The organism is Streptomyces sp. SYP-A7185, from assembly GCF_046103685.1.
Taxonomy (GTDB): Bacteria; Actinomycetota; Actinomycetes; order Streptomycetales; family Streptomycetaceae; genus Streptomyces.
Genome location: NZ_CP122310.1, coordinates 8,215,787 through 8,236,900, shown reverse-complemented (window position 1 = coordinate 8,236,900; position 21,114 = coordinate 8,215,787). Strand labels below are relative to the sequence as shown.

Annotated in this window: 18 protein-coding genes and 1 pseudogene; 4 read left to right on the top strand and 15 right to left on the bottom strand. The window is 71.3% G+C overall.

The features are described 5' to 3' along the window. Positions 1-69: 69 nt before the first annotated feature. Positions 70-1,512 (top strand): annotated as a pseudogene (locus QBL25_RS35925) (lipase maturation factor family protein). Here QBL25_RS35925 and QBL25_RS35920 read toward each other — a convergent pair. Genes QBL25_RS35920 through QBL25_RS35885 form a run of 8 tightly spaced genes read right to left on the bottom strand, consistent with a single transcriptional unit; the run spans position 1,500 to position 9,545 of the window. Then, complete coding sequence (locus QBL25_RS35920; protein WP_409061126.1) at positions 1,500-2,360, bottom strand: amidohydrolase family protein; 861 nt, start codon at positions 2,358-2,360, stop codon at positions 1,500-1,502. The pseudogene QBL25_RS35925 and the gene QBL25_RS35920 overlap by 13 nt on opposite strands. Further along, positions 2,345-2,659, bottom strand: a complete 315-nt coding sequence (locus QBL25_RS35915) for an L-rhamnose mutarotase (protein WP_409061125.1) — start codon at positions 2,657-2,659, stop codon at positions 2,345-2,347. Before QBL25_RS35915 ends, QBL25_RS35920 begins: the two co-directional genes overlap by 16 nt. Beyond that, a complete protein-coding gene (locus QBL25_RS35910) occupies positions 2,656-3,660 on the bottom strand; it encodes an aldo/keto reductase (RefSeq protein WP_409061124.1) in 1,005 nt (334 codons plus the stop codon). The genes QBL25_RS35915 and QBL25_RS35910 overlap by 4 nt, the downstream gene beginning before the upstream one ends. Then, positions 3,657-4,412, bottom strand: a complete 756-nt coding sequence (locus tag QBL25_RS35905; RefSeq protein ID WP_409061123.1) for an SDR family NAD(P)-dependent oxidoreductase — start codon at positions 4,410-4,412, stop codon at positions 3,657-3,659. Before QBL25_RS35905 ends, QBL25_RS35910 begins: the two co-directional genes overlap by 4 nt. Continuing rightward, positions 4,409-5,749: an L-fuconate dehydratase gene (locus QBL25_RS35900; RefSeq protein WP_409061122.1), complete on the bottom strand. Its 1,341-nt coding sequence runs from the start codon at positions 5,747-5,749 to the stop codon at positions 4,409-4,411. The genes QBL25_RS35905 and QBL25_RS35900 overlap by 4 nt, the downstream gene beginning before the upstream one ends. A 49-nt stretch (positions 5,750-5,798) precedes the next feature. After that, positions 5,799-6,839, bottom strand: coding sequence for an ABC transporter permease (locus QBL25_RS35895; RefSeq protein ID WP_409061121.1), 1,041 nt, complete (start codon positions 6,837-6,839; stop codon positions 5,799-5,801). Further along, entirely contained in the window at positions 6,832-8,439 is a 1,608-nt protein-coding gene (locus QBL25_RS35890; RefSeq protein WP_409061120.1) for a sugar ABC transporter ATP-binding protein, read from the bottom strand. The genes QBL25_RS35895 and QBL25_RS35890 overlap by 8 nt, the downstream gene beginning before the upstream one ends. Before the next feature lie 8 nt (positions 8,440-8,447). After that, complete coding sequence (locus tag QBL25_RS35885; RefSeq protein ID WP_409061119.1) at positions 8,448-9,545, bottom strand: sugar ABC transporter substrate-binding protein; 1,098 nt, start codon at positions 9,543-9,545, stop codon at positions 8,448-8,450. A gap of 269 nt (positions 9,546-9,814) precedes the next feature. On the opposite strand from QBL25_RS35885, the gene QBL25_RS35880 reads away from it, so the two are divergent. Beyond that, positions 9,815-10,516 (top strand): FadR/GntR family transcriptional regulator, encoded by a 702-nt coding sequence (locus QBL25_RS35880; protein WP_409061118.1) that lies wholly within the window; start codon positions 9,815-9,817, stop codon positions 10,514-10,516. Here QBL25_RS35880 and QBL25_RS35875 read toward each other — a convergent pair. From QBL25_RS35875 to QBL25_RS35850, 6 genes are all read right to left on the bottom strand, one after another. Further along, complete coding sequence (locus QBL25_RS35875; RefSeq protein ID WP_409061117.1) at positions 10,513-10,884, bottom strand: VOC family protein; 372 nt, start codon at positions 10,882-10,884, stop codon at positions 10,513-10,515. The two genes, QBL25_RS35880 and QBL25_RS35875, sit on opposite strands and share 4 nt — an antisense overlap. Positions 10,885-11,017: 133 nt before the next feature. Next, positions 11,018-14,041 carry an alpha-mannosidase gene (locus tag QBL25_RS35870; RefSeq protein ID WP_409061116.1) on the bottom strand — a complete coding sequence of 1,008 codons (3,024 nt, stop codon included), beginning with the start codon at positions 14,039-14,041 and terminating at the stop codon, positions 11,018-11,020. Positions 14,042-14,265: 224 nt separating this feature from the next. Beyond that, complete coding sequence (locus QBL25_RS35865; RefSeq protein ID WP_409061115.1) at positions 14,266-15,525, bottom strand: glycosyl hydrolase; 1,260 nt, start codon at positions 15,523-15,525, stop codon at positions 14,266-14,268. A gap of 140 nt (positions 15,526-15,665) precedes the next feature. Continuing rightward, positions 15,666-16,565 carry a carbohydrate ABC transporter permease gene (locus tag QBL25_RS35860; protein ID WP_409062901.1) on the bottom strand — a complete coding sequence of 300 codons (900 nt, stop codon included), beginning with the start codon at positions 16,563-16,565 and terminating at the stop codon, positions 15,666-15,668. Between the two features lie 35 nt (positions 16,566-16,600). Beyond that, positions 16,601-17,536, bottom strand: a complete 936-nt coding sequence (locus QBL25_RS35855) for a carbohydrate ABC transporter permease (protein ID WP_409061114.1) — start codon at positions 17,534-17,536, stop codon at positions 16,601-16,603. A gap of 23 nt (positions 17,537-17,559) precedes the next feature. Continuing rightward, positions 17,560-18,861 carry an extracellular solute-binding protein gene (locus QBL25_RS35850; RefSeq protein WP_409062900.1) on the bottom strand — a complete coding sequence of 434 codons (1,302 nt, stop codon included), beginning with the start codon at positions 18,859-18,861 and terminating at the stop codon, positions 17,560-17,562. Between the two features lie 256 nt (positions 18,862-19,117). On the opposite strand from QBL25_RS35850, the gene QBL25_RS35845 reads away from it, so the two are divergent. Together QBL25_RS35845 and QBL25_RS35840 are read left to right on the top strand one after the other, a co-directional pair. After that, on the top strand, positions 19,118-20,134 hold the full coding sequence (locus QBL25_RS35845; protein WP_409061113.1) for a LacI family DNA-binding transcriptional regulator: 1,017 nt from the start codon (positions 19,118-19,120) through the stop codon (positions 20,132-20,134). A gap of 59 nt (positions 20,135-20,193) precedes the next feature. Continuing rightward, complete coding sequence (locus tag QBL25_RS35840; RefSeq protein ID WP_409061112.1) at positions 20,194-20,658, top strand: hypothetical protein; 465 nt, start codon at positions 20,194-20,196, stop codon at positions 20,656-20,658. A gap of 8 nt (positions 20,659-20,666) precedes the next feature. Here the strand turns inward: QBL25_RS35840 and QBL25_RS35835 are convergent, their stop codons facing one another. Continuing rightward, a complete protein-coding gene (locus QBL25_RS35835; protein WP_409061111.1) occupies positions 20,667-21,065 on the bottom strand; it encodes a DUF4440 domain-containing protein in 399 nt (132 codons plus the stop codon). Between the last annotated feature and the right edge of the window lie 49 nt (positions 21,066-21,114).

Here is a 21,114-nt window from a genome sequence, read left to right as displayed (position 1 = left end):
CGGTGCGCAAACCGGGCGGAGGGCCGGGCGCGGGAGGGTTCCGGGCCGGTTCGGGCGCAAGATGGCCTTGTGGAGTGGTTCACAGCGGATCAGTACTGGCTCGGCCGTCTCGTCTTCCAGCGGGCGCTCGCCGCGGTCTATCTCGTCGCGTTCCTGGGCGCCGCCTTGCAGTTCCGCGCGCTGATCGGGGAGCGCGGGATGCTGCCGGTGCCGCGCTTCGTGGAGCGTGTGCCCTTCCGCCGGGCGCCGAGCCTCTTCCAGCTGCACTACTCGGACCGCTTCTTCGCCCTCGTGGCGTGGTCGGGCTGCGCCTGCGCGGTCGCGCTCCTCGCGGGCGCCGACGGCCTGCTCCCGCTGTGGGGCGGCATGCTGCTGTGGCTGGTGCCGTGGTTCCTGTATCTGTCGATCGTGAACGTGGGGCAGACCTGGTACGGCTTCGGCTGAGAGTCACTGCTTATGGAGGTGGGCTTCCTCGCCGTCTTCCTCGGCAACGACGAGACGGCGCCGCCGGTGCTCGTCCTGTTCCTGCTGCGCTGGGTGCTGTTCCGCGTCGAGTTCGGGGCCGGGCTGATCAAGCTGCGCGGCGACGCCTGCTGGCGCAAGCTCACCTGTCTGTACTTCCATCACGAGACGCAGCCGATGCCGGGCCCGCTGAGCTGGTTCTTCCACCATCTGCCCCGACCGGTCCACCGGGTGGAGGCCGCGGCGAACCACCTCACCCAACTCGTCGTGCCCGTCCTGCTGTTCACGCCGCAGCCGGTCGCCACGGCGGCGGCCTGCCTGATGATCGCCACGCAGCTGTGGCTGGTCCTCTCGGGGAACTTCTCCTGGCTGAACTGGCTGACGATCGTGCTGGCCGTGTCCGTCGTGGACACGGGGTCGGTGGGCGCGCCGACATCGCCGCCGTCGGCCCCGCTCTGGTACGAGATGGTCGTCATCGCGGTGACGGCGCTGATCCTGGCGCTGAGTTACCGGCCGGCGCGCAATCTGTTCTCCCGGCGGCAGATCATGAACTTCTCCTTCGATCCGCTCCATCTCGTCAACACCTACGGCGCGTTCGGCAGCGTCAGCCGCGTCCGCCAGGAGGTCGTCGTCGAGGGCACGGCCGACACCACGCCCCGCCAGGACGCGCGGTGGCAGGAGTACGGATTCAAGGGGAAGCCGGGCGACGTGCGGCGCTGGCCGCGGCAGTTCGCGCCCTACCACCTGCGGCTCGACTGGATGATGTGGTTCGCCGCGCTCTCCCCCGCCTACGCGCGCTCGTGGTTCGGCCCGCTGGTGGAGCGGCTCTTGGAGGGCGACCGGGACACGCTGCGGCTGCTGCGTCACGCCCCCTTCCCGCCAGACGCGCCTCCCGCGTACATCCGCGCCCGCCTCTACCGCTACCGCTACACCACCTGGCGTGAGCTGCGGGAGACGGGCGCGTGCTGGGAGCGGACCTACGTACGGGAGTTCCTGCCGCCGACCCGGATCAGCTCACCGCGCTGGGGCCGGAAGGGTCAGAGGCCGTAGACGCGGGTCGCGGTTCCGGCGAACACCGCGGCGCGCTCGCTCTCGCCCAGCGAGCGGGTCAACTCACCTGCCGTCTCGACGACTTCCGCGTACGGGGCGGCCAGGGTGCAGACGGGCCAGTCCGAGCCGAACATCAGCCGGTCGGGGCCGAAGGCAGCCAGGACGGTGTCGGCGTACGGGCGCAGGTCGGCCGTCGTCCAGGCCTGCGGGTCGGCTTCGGTGACCAGGCCGGAGAGCTTGCAGACGGTGTTGGGCAGGGCGGCCAGCGCGCGGATGGCCGTGCCCCAGGGCTCCAGGGCGCCCGAGGCGATGGGCGGCTTGCCCGCGTGGTCCAGGACGAACGTGAGCCCGGGGTGCTCCCGCGCGGCCCTCACGCAGGCCGGGAGCTGGTGGGGCAGGACCACGAGGTCGTAGGCCAGGCCCGCGGCACCGACCGCGGCAAGGCCCCGGCGCACGTCGGGCCGCAGCAGCCACTGCGGGTCGGGCTCGCCCTGCACCTGGTGGCGGATGCCCACGAGACGCTGCCCGCCGGGGAGTTGCCGCAGGGCGGCGAGCGCATCGGCGACGTCCGGGCGGGTGAGGTCGGTCCACCCGACGACTCCCGCCACGAGGTCGCTGCCGGCGGCCAGGGCGAGGAGTTCCGGTGTCTCCTCGGCGACGGTGACCGTCTGGACCAGGACCGTCGCGGCCACGTTCGCGGCCCGCGCCTCGGGCAGCAGGTCGGCCAGGGAGAAGTCCCGGCGGATCGGGGCGAGCGCATCGCCGGTGATCCACTCCTGGTCGCGTACGGACAGGTCCCACACGTGGTGATGGGCGTCGACGAGGTCTTGCGTCACGGCAGCTCCCATACGACGGGCAGTCCGGCCTCCGCGCCCTCGGAGGAGTAGTCGTGGACGACGTCCAGGAGCTCCGCCATGCGTGCCTGCCAGGCGATGTTGACCGGCAGCTCGTGGAGTTCCGCGAGCATCCGAGCGTAGTCCTCGCACTCCAGGACGTGGAAGAGGTCGGTGCCGCTGCGCCAGATCGTCCAGGAGGTGGCGCCCGCAGCCCGGATGGCGGCCGTCAGCTCGGCGGGCACCTCGCGGTGGGCGGCGTCGTACTCCGCCAGGCGGTCGGCGCGGACCTTGGTGTGCAGGGCGATCCTCACGCGGGGTCCTCTCCGGGGACGGGTACGCCGACGGGCAAAAGCCCCTCGGCACGGGCTTCCTTCCAGAAGCCGTCGGGGACGGCGGCCGTGAACTCCTGTGCCGCGTCGCGGACTTCGTGCGCCGAGCGGGCCCCGACCAGGACGGTGGTCACCGCCGGGTGGGCCAGGGGGAAGGCCAGTGCGGCCGCCCGCAGGGTGGTGCCGTGCCGCTTCGCGGTCGCCTGTAGCCGGCGGGCGCGGTCCACGAGGGCCTGGGGCGCGGTGGTGTAGTCGTAGGTCGCGCCGGGTCCGGGATCGGCGAGCAGCCCCGAGTTGAAGACGCCGCCGATCACCACCGCCGTGCCGTGCTCGTGCGCGGCGGGGAGCAGCTCGGTCAGGGCGCTCTGGTCCAGGAGGGTGTAGCGGCCCGCGCAGAGCACGGCGTCGGCGTCGGTGTCCCGGACGAAGCGGGTGAGCATCGCCGTCTGGTTCATGCCCGCGCCGATCGCGCCGACGACGCCTTCGGCGCGCAGCCGCTCCAGGGCCGGGTAGCCCTCCCGGAAGGCCTGCTCCGCGTGGTCGTCCGGGTCGTGGAGGTAGACGACGTCGACGCGGTCGAGGCCGAGCCGGGTCAGGCTCGCCTCCAGGGAGCGCCGGACGCCGTCCGCGCTGAAGTCCCAGACGCGGCGGTGCGTGGCGGGGACGGCGAAGCCATGGGCGAGGTCGTCGCCCACGGGTGCGGCGACCGGTTCCAGGAGCCGGCCGGCCTTGGTGGAGAGCGTGTACGCGGACCGGTCGCGGCCGCGCAGGGCCTGGCCCACCCGGCGTTCGGACAGGCCGATGCCGTAGTGCGGTGCCGTGTCGAAGTAGCGGATGCCCGCGTCCCATGCGGCGTCGATCGCCGCCGCGGCCTCCTCGTCGCCGATCGGGGCGTAGAGGTTGCCGAGGGCGGCGGCGCCGAAGGACAGCTCGGTCACCTCGACGCCGCCGGGTCCCAGGGTGCGCCGCGCCGGGCCGCTCACCGGCTCGCCGGGCGCAGCCGCAGGCCCTGCATGCCGCCGTCGACGGCCAGCGCGGTGCCGGTGGTGGCGCCGGAGAGCGGGCTCGCCAGGTAGGCGACGGCACCGGCGACCTCGTCCGCCGAGACGAGGCGCCCGGTCGGCTGGCGGGCCGCGAGGGCGGTGCGCTCGGCCGCCGGGTCGGGCGCGGCGTCCAGGAGCCGGCCGACCCACGGGGTGTCGACGGTGCCGGGGTTGACGCAGTTGACGCGTATCCCTTCGCGGACGTGGTCGGCGGCCATGGCGAGCGTCAGGGAGAGCACCGCCCCCTTGGACGCCGAGTACAAGGCGCGCTGCGGCAGGCCCGCGGTGGCGGCGATCGAGCAGGTGTTGACGATCGCCGCGCGGGTGGAGAGGCGCAGGTGCGGCAGGGCGGCGCGGGTGGTGCGCACGATCCCCAGGACGTTCACGTCCAGCACCCGGTGCCACTGGGCGTCGTCGTTGTCCTCGACGGTGCCCTGGGCGCCGATGCCCGCGTTGTTGACCAGGACGTCGAGTCCGCCGAGATCGGCGACCGCCGCGGCGACGGCCTCGCGCACCGAGGCGTCGTCGGAGACGTCGGCGCGGTACCCGGTGAGCGGCTTCTCCACGCCGCCGGGATCCAGGTCGAGGACGGCGACCCGGGCGCCGCGCGCGGCGAGCAGTTCGGCGGTGGCCCGTCCGATGCCGGAGGCTCCGCCGGTGACCAGGGCCGTGAGCCCCTCGAAGTCGTTCATGCCGCTGCTCCTTTGCCCTGAGCGAGGTCGGCGGCCCAGAAGGCGCCGTCCGGATAGGTGAACTCGGCGAGGGACTCGGCCCGCATGGTGGCCGAGAAGCCGGGCGCGGTGGGCGCCCGGTAGTGGCCCTCGCGCACCACGACCGGGTCGATGAAGTGGTCGTGGAGGTGGTCGACGTACTCGATGACGCGGTTCTCGGTGGTGCCGGCGAGCGCCACGTAGTCGAACATCGACAGGTGCTGGACGAGTTCGCACAGGCCCACGCCGCCGGCGTGCGGGCAGACGGGGACACCGAACTTGGCGGCGAGCAGCAGGATCGCGAGGTTCTCGTTGACTCCGCCGACGCGGGCGGCGTCGATCTGGAGCACGTCGATCGCGCCCGCCTGGAGGAGCTGTTTGAAGACGATGCGGTTCTGCACGTGCTCGCCGGTGGCGACCTTGACCGGGGCGACCGCCGTGCGGATGGCCGCGTGGCCGAGGACGTCGTCGGGGCTGGTGGGCTCCTCGACCCAGTACGGGTCGAACTCCGCCAGGGCGCGCGTCCATGCGACGGCCTCGCCGACGTTCCAGCGCTGGTTGGCGTCGATGGCCATCCGGATGCCGGGGCCGATCGCCTCGCGTGCGGTGCGGCAGCGGCGTACGTCGTCCGCCAGGTCCGCGCCGACCTTCAGCTTGATCTGCGTGAAGCCGTCCGCCACGGCCTGGCGGGCGAGCCGGGTCAGCTTCTCGTCGCTGTAGCCGAGCCAGCCGGGCGAGGTCGTGTAGCCGGGGAAGCCGCGCTCGCGCAGCGCGGTCTCCCGCTCGGCCGCTCCCCGCCGGCCCTCCCGGAGCATGGCGAGGGCTTCCTCCGGTGTGAGCGCGTCGGCGATGTAGCGGAAGTCGACCTGGGAGACCAGCCATTGGGGCTCGGCGTCCGCGAGGAACCGCCACAGCGGCTTGCGGGCCCGCTTGGCCGCCAGATCCCACAGCGCGTTCACGACGGCGCCGATGGCCATGTGCATCACGCCCTTCTCGGGCCCCAGCCAGCGCAGTTGGCTGTCCCCGACCAGATCGCGGTTCAACGTCCCCGGATCGGCGCAGAGTTCCTCGACGGACCGGCCGAGCACGTGGTGGCGCAGCGCCTCGATCGCGGCGACCTGGACGTCGTTGCCGCGTCCGATGGTGAAGGTGAAGCCGTGCCCCTCCAGGCCGTCGTCCGCGTCGGTGCGCAAGGCCACGTAGGCGGCGGAGTAGTCGGGGTCCGGGTTCATCGCGTCGGATCCGTCCAGCTCCCGTGAGGTCGGGAACCGTACGTCATACGTGTCGACCGCGGTGATGCGGGCGGAGGTCGGGGACACAGGAGGCCTTTCCGGAAAGGGGCGAGGAGACGGGGAACCCGGAGCGGGGTCAGTCCTGTGCGCGGCCGGTGGTGACGCGCGCGATCATCAGGGCGACCAGGATGATTCCGCCGTAGATGGCCTGGATCCAGAAGGACGGCACCTGGGCGAGGGTGAGCAGGTTCTGCACGACGCCGAGCAGCAGGACGCCGGTGAGGGCGCCGAACATGGTGCCTTTGCCGCCGTCCAGGCTGATGCCGCCGATGACGGCGGCGGCGAACACGGTGAAGATCATGTTCTGGCCCTGGTTGGCGTTGATCGCGCCGACGTAGCCGGTCTGCATGAGTCCGCCGACGGCGGCGAGGACACCGGCGACGACGAACACCCCGAGCATCACGCGCTCGACGCGGATACCGGCGGCGCGGGCCGCGTCCGGGTTGCCGCCGATCGCGTACAGGGCACGGCCCACCCGGTGGTACTTGAGGACGAGGCCCGCGACGCCGAAGGCGACGGCGGCCAGCCACACCGAGAGCGGGATGGTCAGGAACGTCGAGGTCGCGAGGGTGTAGAAGGCGTCGGGCATCCCGAAGAGCGTCTTGCCCTCGGTCGCGCCGACCAGTAGCCCGCGCAGCACGATCAGCATGGCGAGCGTGACGATGAACGCGTTGAGCTTGAGCTTCACCACGAGGATGCCGTTGAAGGCGCCGATGACCGCGCCGACGGCGAGGATCGCGAGCAGCGCCACGGCGGCGGGCAGCTCGGCGCCGAAGCCGGCCTGCGCGGCGGGCAGCACGAGCAGCGCGCCGACGGCGGGCGCGATGCCGACGACCGATTCGAGGGACAGGTCGAACTTGCCGGTGATGAGGACGAGCGACTCGGCGAGCACCACCATCGCGAGCGCCGCGGAGGCACCGAGGATGGAGATGAGGTTGCGCTCGGTGAGGAACGAGTCGTTCACCAGGGTGCCGAGCACCATGAGCAGTAACAGGGCCGGTACGAGCGCGAGTTCGCGGGCGCGGCGCAGGACGATGCTCTTCGCCGCTCGGCCCTCCGCGGGGCGCGCGGGCACGGGGGTGGTGGCCTGCGCGGCCGGGGCCTTGATGTCAGCCATGGTGATCTCCTTGTGCGTCGGCCGCGGGCCGGTGGGAGCTTGTCGCGCCGTTCCTCGCGCCCCCTGCGGGGCTCGGCGGGCCCACCCCCTCGATGGAGGCGATCAGGTCGTGGTCGGTGAAGCCCGCCGCGTGTTCGGCGACGATCCGGCCGTGGAAGAGGACCAGGACGCGGTCGCAGCGCCGCAGGTCGTCCAGCTCGTCGGAGACGACCAGGACGGCGGTGCCGTCCTCGCGGGCGTTGTCCATGCGGGCGAGCAGCGACTCCTTGGACTTCACGTCCACGCCCGCGGTGGGGTTGATGAGGACGAGCAGCCGCGGGTCGGAGGCGAGGGCGCGGGCCATGACGACCTTCTGGGCGTTGCCGCCGGAGAGGTCCGACACGGGCTGGTCCGGCCCCTCGGCGTGGATGTCGAGGCGGGCGATCAGCTCATCGGCGAAGCCGCGCTTGCGCTCGGTGCCGACGAAGCCGTACTTGCCGAGCCGGTCGAGCACGGTCATCGTGGCGTTGTCGCCGATCGTCATCCCGAAGACCAGGCCCTGGTCGTGCCGGTCGCGCGGGACGCAGCCGACGCCGGCCCGCAGCGCGGCACCCACGTCGCCGAACGGGAGTCTCCTGCCGTCGAGCCGGGCGCTTCCGCCGGTCGGCGTGTGCAGCCCCGCGATGGTCTCCGCGAGGTTGATCTTGCCGCTGCCGCTGGACCCCGCGAGCCCGACGACCTCGCCCTTGCGGACGGTCAGGTCGACGTCCGCGTACGAGTCGCTGGTGAGGCCTTCGACGGTGAGCATCACCGGGGCGTCGGCGGGGACCTCGGTCCGGGCCACGGACTCCTCCGCCGCCTTCTTCTCCGGCAGGGCCTCCCCCGCCATCGCCTCGACCAGGGCGGCGCGCGGCAGGTCGGCCACGGGCGCGGTGGTGATCCAGCGGGCGTCGCGCAGGACCGTGACGGTCTGGCACACCTCGTAGACCTCCTGGAGGTGGTGCGAGATGAACAGGAAGGTGACGCCGGACTCCTGGAGCGCCCGCATGCGCGTGAAGAGCCGTTCGATCTCGCGGTTGTCGAGCTGCGCGGTGGGCTCGTCGAGGACGATGAACCGCGCCCCGAAGCTCAGTGCCCGTGCGATCTCGACCATCTGGCGGTCCTCGACCTTGAGGTCGGCGGTCCGCGCGTCCGGGTCGACCCGCACGTCCCAGGTGTCGAGCACCTCCGCGGCCCGGGTGCGCAGCTTGCGCCAGCTGATGAAGCCGCCGCGGCCTTGGGGCTGCCGGTTGATGAAGAGGTTCTCGGCGACGGTCAGGTCGGGGACGACGGTCGGCTTCTGGTAGACGCAGGCCACCTTGCGGCGCCAGGCGTCGCGGTCGGCGAGCGCGGGCGCCGGGGCGCCGTCGAAGCGGACGGTGCCCGCGTCCGGGGCCTGGAGTCCGGTGAGGAGGGTGACGAGGGTGGACTTGCCCGCGCCGTTGCGGCCGACGAGGGCGTGGGACTCACCGGGCAGGACGGTGAGCCGTCCGTCCTGGAGCGCGACGGTGGGTCCGTACCGCTTGGTGATGCCGGTCGCTTCGACGAGCGCCGGCGGCCCCGGCAGCGGGGACTTGGTCATCGGCGTACTCATTTGACCGTGTTGCCCCACAGCTTGGAGTCGTCGACGTTCTCCTTGGTGACCAGCGGGGCCGGCAGCTGGTCCTCCAGGATGCCGCTGGGCAGCTTCACGATGGTGGAGTCGTGGTCGGTCGGTCCCGGCTTGAACGTCTTGCCGTTCATGGCGGCCTTGATGTAGTACATCCCGTACTTGGCGTACGCGTCGGCGGGCTGCGAGACGGTGGCGTCGATCTGGCCCTTGCGGATGGCGTCGAACTCCTGCGGGATGCCGTCGTTCGAGATGACGGCGATGTGGCCCTTCGCGCCGGCCTTCTTGAGCAGTCCCTTGGACTTCAGGGTCTGGAGGGTGGGCGCGAGGTAGACGCCGCCCGCCTGGAGGTAGATGCCCTTGATGTCGGGGTTCGAGTTGAGGAGCGTGTCCAGTTTCGAGGCGGCCGTGTCGGACTCCCACTTGGCGGGGATCTCCAGGACCTTGAGCTTGGGGTACTTCTTCTTCACGCAGGTGCGGAACGCCTCGGAGCGCTCGCGGCCGTTGACCGAGGCGAGGTCTCCCATGATCTGGACGACCTTGCCGGTCTTGACCTGGCCGCCGAGGTAGTCGCAGGCCTTCTCGCCGTACGCGACGTTGTTCGCCCGCACCACCATCGCGACCTTGCCCTTCTCGGGGGCGACGTCGACGGCGACCACGGGCACGCCCTTGCGCTCGGCCTGGTCGAGTCCGGCGGAGATGGCGGCGCTGTCGAGGGGCGCGACGACCAGGCCCTTGACGCTCTGGTTGAGCTGGTTGTTGATGTCGGTGATCTGCTGCGAGGGGTCGCTGTTGGAGTTGACCGTCTTGTTCGCGTCCACGTCCTGCGCCTTGGCCATCTTCGGCACGTAGTCGTTGTACGACTGCCAGAACGGCGAGGTCAGCAGGGGCAGGATCACCCCGACCTTGCCCTCGCCGCCGCCTTCGCCGCCCGCGGGCGCCGCGCTGTCCTTCGTGCTGCCGCAGGCGGTGAGCACGAGGGACGCGCAGGCCGCCGCGGCGGCGAGGCGCGCCACCCGCGAGGTCCCCGCCCTGCCTGCCCTGCTGCCGGTCCTGTTGCGCACTGTTCTGCAGGCCATCTGACGGCTCCTCATCAAGCGTGGATCGGACGGGATTCGGACGGGGATTCCGGCGGGTTCCGGGCAGGGGCCGGCCGCGACCGGACGGGAGAGCCCGGTCGCGGCCGAGCGGGTCCGCACCAGCCCCAGCGACTGATGGGCGAATATTTATCAGACCACTTGGCGCCCCCAACACCCCTTGGCGCCAAGTTTTCCCACTTTCAAGCCGTAGTGGTCCGACCACATCTCTGATTAGACTGCGGCGCACTCGGCTAGTGGAGGAGCGTTACGTGGATCAGACCGCCCCGCAGAAGGGCACCGTGACGCAGCGGGCCATCGAGCAGATCAAGGCCATGATCGGCGAGGGCCGGCTCGAACCGGGCCAACGCCTGCCCACCGAGCGGGACTTGGCGGCCCAGATCGGCATCTCCCGCAGCTCCATGCGGGAGGCGATCCGCGCGCTCACCGTCATGGGGGTCCTGGAGGCCCGGCACGGCTCGGGCATCTACGTCACCCAGCTGGAGGCCGGGGATCTCCTGGAGACCTTCGGCGTCGTGGCCGATCTGTCGCGCGGGCCGCGCCTGGTGGAGCTCCTGGAGGTGCGCAGGGTCCTCGAATCCACGGCGACGGCGCTGGCGGCGGCCCGCATCTCCCCCGACCAGCTGGCCGACGTGGAAAAGCACCTGGAGGCGATGAACGCCACGGAGGACCCGGAGGAGATCCTCTCCCACGACCTGGCGTTCCACCGCGCGATCGCCTTCGCGGCGGGCAACGACACCATGGCGGCGATCCTGGAGGGCCTGTCGTCGCGCACGTTCCGCGCCCGGGTCTGGCGCGGCTACCAGGAGGAGGGCGCCTTCGAACGCACCCGCCGCGAACACGCCCGCATCCACCGCGCCTTGGTGGCCCGCGACCCGGAAGCGGCAAGAGCCGCGGCGGCGGCCCACGTGGGAGAGGTGGAGGAGTGGCTGCGGGGGCAGCTGGACGGCTAGGCGATGAGGGTCTGCTTCGGACGGACCACGCAGAACTCGTTTCCCTCCGGGTCGGCGAGGACCGTCCAGGATTCCTCGCCGCTCTGGCCGACCTCCGCCCTGCGCGCCCCCAGCGCGAGCAGCCGCTCGATCTCCGCCTCCCGGTCGCGTGCTTCGGACGTCAGGTCGAGGTGCAGGCGGTTCTTGACGGCCTTGCGGTCCGTCACCGGCATGAAGCAGATGCCCACCGGCGCGGTCTCGTCCGGCCCGATCACCACCTCCCGCTCCCGCTCGGACAGGATCCGCCAGCGCAGCGCCTCGGCCCAGAACCGGGCCTGGGCGGGCAGGTCATGGGCGTCGATGACGATGTGGTGCAGCGAGAGAGGCATGTCGGCCAGTGTGCCCGGCGGCGGCTGGCCACACCCCGGGACGCGACGCGTCGGACCACTCGGTCGGTGGCACTCGGGCGCCGGCGGGGTCTTCCCCGCCGGCGCCCGAGTGGGGGATCCGCTCAGCCCGCCGTCACGCCCGCGTCAAACGCAGCGTCACCAGTTCGAACGGTCGCAGCTTCAGGGTGACGGCGTCACCCGCGCGCTCCGGGGCTCCGGCGTCCGCGAGGGGCCGCTCCAGGAGGTCCGTCACCTCGACGGAGCCGACCGGGAAGCCCGCCGTCAGCGTGGCCTTCGCGCGGCCTCCGCGTGACTCGTGGAAGCGGACGACCACGTCACCGCTGCCGTCGTCGGCGAGCTTGACCGCCGTGACGACCACGGCGTCGTCGTCGACGCTCACCAGCGGGGCCACCTCGCCGCCGCCCGTGAGCCGCCGCTCGGGCAGGTTGATGCGGTAGCCCTCCCGCACCGCGTCGCCGATCCCGGCCCCCGGCACCAGCGCGTGCCGGAAGCGGTGCACGCCCTGGTCCGTCTCGGGATCGGGGAAGCGCGGGGCGCGCAGGAGCGAGGCGCGGACCGTCGTCGTCGTACCGGAGTCCGAGGCGCGCACCGTGCGCGTCACGTCATGGCCGTACGTCGAGTCGGTGACCAGGGCGACGCCCCAGCCCGGCTCCTCCACGTGCACGAAGCGGTGGTTGCACGCCTCGAACTTGGCCGCCTCCCAGCTCGTGTTGGTGTGCGTGGCCCGGTAGAAGTGACCGAACTGCGTCTCCGACGCGTACCGCTCCGCGTGCACGTCCAGCGGGAACGCCAGCTTCAGGAACTTCTCCGTCTCGTGCCAGTCCACCTCGGTGTCGATGTCCAGGCGCGGGGAGCCCGGCGTCAGGGACAGCACCTGGGTCAGGCGCGAGGCCCCGAAGCTCCGTACGACACGGACCGAGGCACCGTCTTGGCCCGGCGCGACCTCGTCGGCCTCGGTGAGATCGGTGACCGTGTTCCGGTAGAACTCGTCGACGTCCCACGCGTCCCACATGTTCGGGAAGTCGGCGTGGATCTGCGGCAGGTTCGCCGCCTGGCCGGGTGCGACGGTCTCCCGGTCGGCCACGACGTCGTACGCCGAGACGACAAGACCGCGCGCGTCGATCTCGACCCGCAGCAGCCCGTTCTCCAGGACATAGCCGCCGTCGGCGCGCGAGGCGATCGCCGACTGGCCGTCGATCGCGGCGGGCCGGGCGCCGCCCGCGGGAACGCCGTCGCGGGTGTGCGGGGTGGAGTTGAAGACGAGGGTGTCCGTGCCGCCCTCCCCCGCCAGCGCCCGCTGGGCCGCGTCGATGATGCCGTTCAGCTCCTCGGCGACCTTCGCGTAGGTCGCCCGCGCCTCCCGGTGCACCCAGGCGATGGACGAGCCGGGCAGGATGTCGTGGAACTGGTGGAGCAGGACCGTCTTCCAGATGCGGTCCAGGTCTTCATAGGGGTACGCGAAGGCGGGCGACCTGACGGCCGCCGTCGCCGCCCACAGCTCGGCCTCCCTCAGCAGGTGCTCGCTGCGGCGGTTGCCCTGCTTGGTGCCGGCCTGGCTGGTGAGGGTGGCACGGTGCAGCTCCAGGTACAGCTCCCCCACCCAGACCGGGGCGTTCGGGTACTCCGCCTCGGCCTTCTCGAAAAAGGCGGCGGGGGTCTCCCACTCGACGGTCGCCGAGCCCTCCAGGTCCCGCAGGCGGCCGGCCTTCGCGATCATCTCGCGGGTGGTGCCGCCCCCGCCGTCGCCCCAGCCGGTGGGGGCGAGGGAGTGCCGGGCGACGCCCTTGTCCTTGAAGTTCTTCGCCGCATGGGCGATCTCGCTGCCCTTCATCGAGCAGTTGTAGGTGTCGACGGGCGGGAAGTGCGTGAAGATACGGGTCCCGTCGATGCCCTCCCAGTTGAAGGTGTGGTGCGGGAAGCGATTGGTCTGCGACCAGGAGATCTTCTGGGTGAGCAGCCACTTTGACCCGGCCGCCTTGATGATCTGCGGGAGGCCCGCCGCGAAGCCGAAGGTGTCGGGCAGCCACGCCTCGTCGTTCTCGATGCCGAACTCGTCGAGGAAGAACCGCTTGCCGTGCACGAACTGACGGGCCATCGCCTCCGAGCCCGGCATGTTCGTGTCGGACTCGACCCACATGCCGCCCGCCGGCACGAACCGCCCCTCGGCGACCGCCTTCTTGACCTTGGCCCACACCTCGGGCCGGTGCTCCTTGACCCACGCCCACTGCTGGGCCTGCGACATGGCGAAGACAAAGTCCGGCTCGTCCTCGATGAGCGCGGTCATGTTCGACGTCGTCCGCGCGACCTTGCGCACCGTCTCGCGCAGCGGCCACAGCCACGCGGAGTCGATGTGGGCGTGGCCGACGGCGCTGATGCGGTGGGCGGAAGGCTCGGCGGGGGTGCTCAGGACGCCTTCGAGCTCGGCGCGGGCCGCAGCGGCGGAGCCGTTCACGTCCTGGAGGTCGACGGCGTCCAGGGCGCGCCCGACGGCCCGTACGACGGCGTAGCGGCGCCCGGAGTCCTCGGGGAGCTCGTGCATCAGCTCGCCGAGGACTTCGAGGTCGATGACGAGCTGCCACACGGTCTCGTCGAAGACGGCGAGGTCCATGCGGGCGAGCTTGTACTGGGGCTCGCCGCCGGCCGTCTCCTTGTCGCCGAGCTGGGTGGGCAGGAAGGGGTGGTAGTCGAGGATGACCGGGTTGGAGGCGGCCTCGACGTGCAGCTGGACGTCTTCGCCGCCGGCCGCGGGGGCGGCGATCCGCACCCACTGGTTACGGGGGTTGAGGCCCTTCACCGGGGTGCCGTCGGGGCGGTAGACCAGGCCCTCGCACTGGAAGCCGGGCATGTTCTCGTCGAAGCCGAGGTCGAGGACGGCCTCGACGGTCTTCCCCGCCCATGCCTCGGGGACGGTGCCGGTCACGCGGAACCAGCTGGTGGCCCAGGGGGCGCCCCAGGCGGCGCCCACCTCGGTCGGTTCCGGGGTGGCGGCGAGCCCCTCCGCCACGGGGACGGGTTCACCGGGGGCGTTCCACACGGCGACGTCCAGCGGGACGGACTCGGGGTAGACGGCGGGGCGGATGCGTTCGTCGAGGACGCGCTTGAGGCGGGCTTCGATGAGGGTGCGGTCGTCGTGCATGTTCTCTCCGAGGGTTGGTGCGGGTGGGCTGTACGGAAGCCTTGCGTGCCGTCATCACCGGCTCCGCCGAGTTCGTCCTCAAGCGCCGAAGGGGCAGGACATTCCAGCTCCGCAGGCGCTTGAGGCCATCTTGCCCGGCTGGGGCGGAGCCCCGGCAGGCCCCCGCGCCGAGCGGGTTTGGGGGAAGGGGCGGGGTCGGGGTCCGGGGAAAGAAGGACCTTGGCCTAGCCGACCTCCCCCGGCCGTACGACCTCCGTGATGCCCCGCGCAGCCAGGTGCGCGGAGTCCCCCGCCCTGCTGTCCAGCACGGTGGTAGGCCTGACTCCGTCCGCGGCGAGGCGGGCGAACGCCTCGAACACCGCGCCCCCGGGCGCGCACGCCGACCGCTCCGAGGCCGAGTCGTCGACGACGACGGCAGTGGCCCGCACCGCGGGCGCGTACTCCCTGCCCCGCCACTCCTCGGCGAGCCGCGCAAGGACCTCGCCACCGGGCTTGACCTGACCGTCGTTGGTCAGCAGACCGAGGCTGTACTCGAGTTCGGGGAAGTCGGCGAGCCCCCGCGACACGTCGTGCGAGCACCACCACGTCACCCCCCACACGTCCGCGCAGTCCAGGGCCGCCTCCACCGTCGCCTCGGTGAAGGCCGCCGCGTGCTCGGCGGGGATGAGGGGAGCGGGCGCGCCCACCTCCTGGAGCCAGACGGGGCGGTGCGGATCGTCCGCCCAGGCCTTGGACAGTTCGATCATGTACGCCGCGTGCTGCGCGGTGGCCACGCCGTCCCGCCCGTGCCGCTGGGCCGTGCCGTTGAACACCCAGGAGTGCACGGCGGTCACGCCGCCGAGCCGCGCGGCCTGGGCCGGGGTGAAGGGCTGGTCCTCCTGGTACCAGGCGGCGTCGTACTCGGCGTGCAGATGCAGCTTGCCGGGCGCGCCCTCCTCGCACGCGGCGAGCACCCGGCGCAGCCACGCCTCCGCCTGGTCCGGCGTGATGCGGTCCGGGTCGGGGTGCGGGCCCGCCGAGAACTGGTTGACCTCGTTGCCGATGGTCATGCCGATGAAGTTCGGCCGGTCGGCGAGCGCGGCGGCGAGCGTGCGCAGGTAGGCGGCCTCGCCCTCCACCACGTCGGGGTCGGTGAAGATGTTCCGCCGGTGCCACGTCTGGGTCCACGCGGGCAGGAAGTCGAAGCTCGACAGGTGGCCCTGGAGCCCGTCGACGTTGACGTCGAGCCCGCGCTCGGCCGCGGCGTCCGCGAGGGCGACGAGCTGCTCCACGGCGCGCGGCCTGATCAGGGTGCGGTTGGGCTGGAAGTACGGCCAGATCGGGAAGACCCGGATATGGTCGAGGCCGAGCGCGGCGATCGCGTCGAGGTCGGCGCGCACGGCGTCGAGGTCGAAGTCGAGCCAGTGGTGGAACCACCCCTGGCTGGGGGTGTAGTTCGCGCCGAAGCGCGGCGCGGCGGAGGGCACACGAGTCGTACGAGACATGCGAGTCCTGGTTCTCGGGGGTGCGGGGGGCTGCGGGGCCCGGAGTACGGGGGGTGTGGGCCCGGAGTACGGCAGGTGGAGGCCCGGAGTGCGGGAGGGGTGGGGCCCGGAGTGCGGGAGGTGCGAGGTGCGGCGGCGGCTCAGCCCTTCACCGCTCCCTCGCCCACTCCGCGGAAGAAGTACCGCTGGAGGCAGGCGAAGAGCACGATCAGCGGGGCCACGGCGATGACCGTCCCCGCGGCGACGAGCCGTTCGTCGTTGGCGAAGGTGCCGTGCAGGTAGTTCAGGCCGATCGTCAGGGTGAACCGGTCCGGGTCGCTCAGCACGATCAGCGGCCACAGGAAGTCGTCCCAGGCACCCATGAAGGCGAAGATCGCCACCACGGCGAGCGTGCCCTTGACCGCGGGCAGGGCGATCCGCAGGAACCGCTGCCAGACGTTCGCGCCGTCGACGTACGCGGCTTCCTCGATCTCGTAGGGCAGGTTCAGGAAGGCGTTGCGCATCAGCAGGACGTTGAGCGCGGAGACGCAGCCGGGCAGCAGCACCCCGATGAGGGTGTTGTTCAGGCCCAGCTCCCGCATGGTCGTGAACTGGGCGATGATGATGCCTTCCACCGGCACCAGCATGGCGAGGATGAAGACGACCGTGGCCGCCCTGCGGCCCCGGTAGCGCAGGCGCGCGAGGGCGTAGCCGGCGAGCGTGGCGCCCACGCAGTTGGTCACCACGTTGGCGGCCGCCACCTTCAGGGAGTTGAGGGCGTAGTCCCAGACGGGGATGGTGTCGGCGACCCGCTCGTAGTTGTGGAGGGTCGGGCTGCCCGGCAGGAACTTGGGCGGGGAGCTGAAGATGTTCTCGTGCGGGCCCTTGAGGGACGTCGACAGCTGCCAGAGGAACGGGCCGATCATCAGGGCCAGGACGGCGAGCAGCAGGCCGTAGCGCAGGACGATCTCCCACACCGGCATCCGGCGGCCGTTCTCGTCGGTGATCCGCCCGCGCCTGCGGGAGCCGTCCTTGGGGCCCTTGGCCCGCGTGCCCCGCACGGCCTGTTCGGTCTTCTGCGTGTCCGTCGCGATGCTCACGCGTCCTCCTTCCGGTCCGCGCGCAGCACGAGCAGCATCAGCGCGACGGTGACGACGAAGACGACGACCGAGATGGCCGACGCGTACCCGACGCGGCCGGTCAGGCCGGTGCCCACGCGCTGCACCAGCATCACGAGCGTGGTGTCCTCGCCCGCCGGACCGCCGTTGGGTCCGGCCATCAGGTAGACCTCGGAGAACACCTTGAAGGCGGCGACCGAGGACAGCGCGGCGACCAGGACCATGGTGGAGCGCACGGCCGGCACGGTGACCGTGAAGAAGCGGCGTACCGCGCCCGCGCCGTCCACCGAGGCGGCCTCGTGGAGTTCCCGGGGCACGTTGGCGAGCGCCGCCAGGTAAATGATCATGTAGTAGCCGAGGCCCTTCCACACCGTGACGGCCATGGCGCTCAGCAGGAGCAGCCACTGGTCGCTGAGGAAGCCGACCGAGCCGACGCCCACGGCCTCGAGCACCGCGTTGACCAGGCCCCGTTCATCCAGCATCCACACCCAGATCAGGCCCACCACGACGATGGACGCGACCACCGGCGTGTAGAACGCCGACCGGAAGAAGGTGATGCCGGGGATGTGCTTCTGGACGAGCATCGCGAGCAGCAGCGGCAGCAGCACGAGCGCCGGGACGACCCCGACGATGTACAGCGTCGAGTTGCGCAGCCCGATCCAGAACATGTCGTCGTGCAGCAGCTCCCGGAAGTTGTCCAGGCCGACGTACTCCCCCGGGATCAGGGTGCGCTTGTCGGTGAAGGAGTTGATGAGCGTGCTGACGAACGGATAGAGGATGAAGATGCCGACGATCAGCAGCCCGGGAGCCGCGAACAGCCAGGGGCTGCTCGGCAGTTGGCGCCTGATGCGGCGGCGCGGCCCGAGGTCGTCGGCGGCGGCACCGGGAACGGCGGCGGCGCTTGAGCTTTTCATGGTGGTGGTCCCGTGTCGTCTTCTCAGCTCTGCTTCAGCAGCCGGTCGCAGTTCTTGACAGCGTTGTCAAGCGCTTCGGCGGGGCTCTGCTTGCCTTGCAGCGCCCGGGCGACGGCGTTGCGCAGCTCGATCTTCATCTGCTCGCTGAACAGCACGGGCGTGTAGTTCACCGCGGTCTTGATGGACTTGGCCGCCGCGACGCGCACGCGCGTGTCGTCGGTGCCGTCCTGCCGGGTGAAGTAGGGGTCGTCGAGCGAGCCTTCGGTGCTCGGGAAGATCGCCACCTTCTTGGCGAAGGACATCTGGCGCTGTGCGTCCGTCACGTAGTGGGCGAAGGCCACGGCCGCGGGCGTCTGCTTGGTGCGCGTGTTCACCATCACGCCCATCACGTACATGTTGTCCTTGCCCGTGTTGGTGATCTGCGGGGTGATCCCGATGTTCTTGTAGAGGCCGGGCGCCTCCTTCTTGAACTTGCCGAGGTCCAGGGCGCTTCCGGGGTTCATCGCGACGGCCTCGGTGAGGAACTTCTTGCCCGTCGACTCGGGCGTCGCGGTGAGCGCCTGCCCGTCCAGAGCCTTCTCGTCGTACAACTTCTTGTACTTGGTGAGGAGTTCGACGCCCTTGGCGCCGTTGAAGGTGAACTTGGTGCCGTCCTTGTCCATCAGCGGGACGCCGTAGCGTCCGAAGTCCTCGATGGTCGGGACGTTGGCGAGCGTGGCGGTCTTGCCCTTGCTCTTCTCCGACAGCTTCAGGGCGTCGGCGAAGAGCTGGTCGAACGTCTTCGGGGGCTTGTCGGCGTCGAGCCCGGCCTCCTTGAAGAGCCGCTTGTTGTAGAAGAGCGGCCCGGTGTTGAGGTACCAGGGGAAGGCGTACGTGCCCTCCGTGCCCGGTATCTGGTGGCTCTTCCACGCCCCCGGCAGGTACTCCTTCTCGTACTTCCCGGCGGCCTTGTCGAGGTCGAGCGCGAGGCCCGCCTTGGCGAGCGGGGCCACCAGGTCGGGCGAGACGTTGACGACGTCGGGCAGGGTGCCGGCCGCGGCGTCGGCGCTGATCTTGTCGGCGTAGCCCTCGCCGGGCTGGTCGACCCAGTGCACCTTCGTGCCCGGGTACTTCTTCTCGAAGCCGTCGACGACGCCCTCGAAGTACGACTTGAAGTTGGCCTTGAGGTTCCAGGTCTGGAAGGTGATCTCGCCCTCGACCTTGCCGGAGGCGTCGGTCGAGCCGCCGCCGTCGCCTCCGTCGCCGCAGGCGCTCAGCGGGAGAAGCACGGCGAGGACGGCGGCAGTGGTGACTGCCCTTCGGGGGATGCGGGGGTGGTGGGAGATGCGCACGGTGAAACGGCTCCTTTGCTCGGCCCAGCGTGAGGCAGACCCTGCATGGAACTCCGGTAAAAAGTCAATGGATTCGCTGAACAATGCTGCACATCTCACCAATTGCGCAGGTCAAAGCGGTGCGTTGAACTTCTTGCGGGGATCGACTAAAGCGCTTTAGAGTGTGCTGGCTCAAGCGCATTAGTATGCGCGCCACAGGAAAGGGGCAACACCGGTGCAAGGCAAGCGGTCCCCGGCACGCCGGCCGACCATGAAGGACATCGCGCGCCGCGCCGGAGTCTCCGAGAGCGCCGTGTCCTTCGCGCTCAACGACCGGCCCGGAGTCTCCGACGTCACCCGCGACCGGGTCCGCAGGGTCGCCGAGCAGCTGGGGTGGCATCCGAGCACGGCGGCGCGTGCCCTGTCGGGCGAGGGCGCGGCGACGGTGGGGCTCGTGGTGGCCCGGCCCGCCGGGACGCTCGGCGTCGACTCGTTCTTCCTGCAACTGATCTCGGGGATCCAGGAGGTCCTCGCGGAGCGCCGGCTGGGCCTGCTCTTCCAGGTGGTGGAGGACGTGACCGCCGAGTGCGCGGTCTACCAGCGGTGGTGGGCCGAGCGCCGGGTGGACGGCGTCCTGGTCGTGGACCCGCGCACGGACGACCCCCGTCCGGCGCTCCTCGACGAACTGGGGCTGCCCGCGGTGGTGACGGGCGGCGTGCCGGACCCCGAGGCGGACCACCCCGGCCTCTCCACCGTCTGGGCGGACGACGCGGGCGCGATGGCCTCGGTCGTGGACCACCTGCACGCGCTGGGCCACCGCCGCATCGTGCACATCGCGGGGCTTCCCGGCCTCGCCCACACCGAGCGGCGGATCCGCACGCTGCGGGCCGAGGCCGAGCGGCGCGGGCTGTCCGAGGTCCGCTCGGTCACCACGGACTACTCGGACGCGGAGGGCGCCGCGGTGACCCGGCGCGTGCTGTCCGCCGCGTCACCGCCGACGGCGCTGGTGTACGACAACGACGTGATGGCCGTGGCCGGGATCGCGGCGGCGTCCTCGCTCGGCTTCTCCGTGCCCGGGGACGTGTCGGTGATCGCGTGGGAGGACTCGGCGCTGTGCCGGATGGTGCACCCGTGGCTGACGGCACTCTCCCGTGACACGGTGGCCTTCGGCCGCACGGCGGCCCGTGAACTCCTGTCCCTCCTGGACGACGGCCCCGCGGCAACGGTCCAGGTCCCCCTGCCGACCCTCATCGAACGGGAGAGCACCGGAAGGGCGGCCGAGGCCTGAGCCGGGCCGGGACACCACATCCGGGAGAGACTGTCGGACCCCGCCCGTACGGTTCGGGTATGGCGGACATCTACGAACTCGACCTGGCGCTGGGCCTGCGCGACGACGTCTCCGAGCGGGACATCGCCGAACTGCGCTGGCATTTGGGCCTGGGGCCGCAGCCACAGCAGCTGGGCATCGTGCGCGAGTTCCCGGTCGTGGTGGAGGACGACCGGGGCGAGCTCGTCACGGAGGACGCCCCGGTGCCGCTGCTCGGGTGCCACGACACGGCGAGGAAAGTGGACGGAGCCCTCACGTCCGCGCTGCTGCGGCACGAGGCGGGCGGCTGGTCGCTGACGTCCCGGCAGGAGATCCATCCCGACGACTTCGATCGCCTCGGGGAACTGCTCACCTGGCTGGCGGCGAAGGCGGACGTCTCCACCGAACGGCGCGTCGGCGCTGTTCTCGTCGGACGGATCAGGTTCTACGAGGAGGACGCCTTCAGCCCTCTGCTGGTGCGCGGTGGCGTGGTGGTGTGGCCCTAGAGGGTCGGTCAGGGGTGGTCGAACCATGAGAAGGCCGCGATGCGCCAGCCTTCCGGCGTGCGGACGAACTGGATGGTCTTCGTCCCGCCTCCCTCGAAGGGCTCGCCGTCCAGCGTCCCGGACTTGCGGTACGTGCCGAACCGCGCGGCGACGTCGCCCTTGATGTCGGTCCGTTCGGAGGTCTCCCACTCGGAGAAGTCGACCAACCGGCCGTCGTTCAGAAGGCGTTCGCGCGGCTCGATGAACTCCTCCACCGTGTAGACCCTGAAGTCGGGCCCGGTCACGACGATCACACCGCCCGGGAGCACCAGTCGGCGCAGCCGGGCCACGTCGGCGGGCTTGCCGCCCCGGTTGTCGAAGGCCCCGAAGAACTCGGCGGTCACCGCATCGATCTCGCTCTTGGACATGGCGGCGACGGTAACACCGAGGGGAGCCGTGCCTGCGGCCCCGTCCACG

Bases quoted from the DNA above. Each gene is read 5' to 3' on its own strand.
- QBL25_RS35920 (WP_409061126.1), bottom strand. From the start codon at position 2,360: ATGGGAGCTGCCGTGACGCAAGACCTCGTCGACGCCCATCACCACGTG.
- QBL25_RS35905 (WP_409061123.1), bottom strand. From the start codon at position 4,412: ATGAACGACTTCGAGGGGCTCACGGCCCTGGTCACCGGCGGAGCCTCC.
- QBL25_RS35895 (WP_409061121.1), bottom strand. From the start codon at position 6,839: ATGGCTGACATCAAGGCCCCGGCCGCGCAGGCCACCACCCCCGTGCCC.
- QBL25_RS35890 (WP_409061120.1), bottom strand. From the start codon at position 8,439: ATGACCAAGTCCCCGCTGCCGGGGCCGCCGGCGCTCGTCGAAGCGACC.
- QBL25_RS35885 (WP_409061119.1), bottom strand. From the start codon at position 9,545: ATGGCCTGCAGAACAGTGCGCAACAGGACCGGCAGCAGGGCAGGCAGG.
- QBL25_RS35875 (WP_409061117.1), bottom strand. From the start codon at position 10,884: ATGCCTCTCTCGCTGCACCACATCGTCATCGACGCCCATGACCTGCCC.
- QBL25_RS35870 (WP_409061116.1), bottom strand. From the start codon at position 14,041: ATGCACGACGACCGCACCCTCATCGAAGCCCGCCTCAAGCGCGTCCTC.
- QBL25_RS35865 (WP_409061115.1), bottom strand. From the start codon at position 15,525: ATGTCTCGTACGACTCGTGTGCCCTCCGCCGCGCCGCGCTTCGGCGCG.
- QBL25_RS35855 (WP_409061114.1), bottom strand. From the start codon at position 17,536: ATGAAAAGCTCAAGCGCCGCCGCCGTTCCCGGTGCCGCCGCCGACGAC.
- QBL25_RS35845 (WP_409061113.1), top strand. From the start codon at position 19,118: ATGAAGGACATCGCGCGCCGCGCCGGAGTCTCCGAGAGCGCCGTGTCC.
- QBL25_RS35840 (WP_409061112.1), top strand. From the start codon at position 20,194: ATGGCGGACATCTACGAACTCGACCTGGCGCTGGGCCTGCGCGACGAC.
- QBL25_RS35835 (WP_409061111.1), bottom strand. From the start codon at position 21,065: ATGTCCAAGAGCGAGATCGATGCGGTGACCGCCGAGTTCTTCGGGGCC.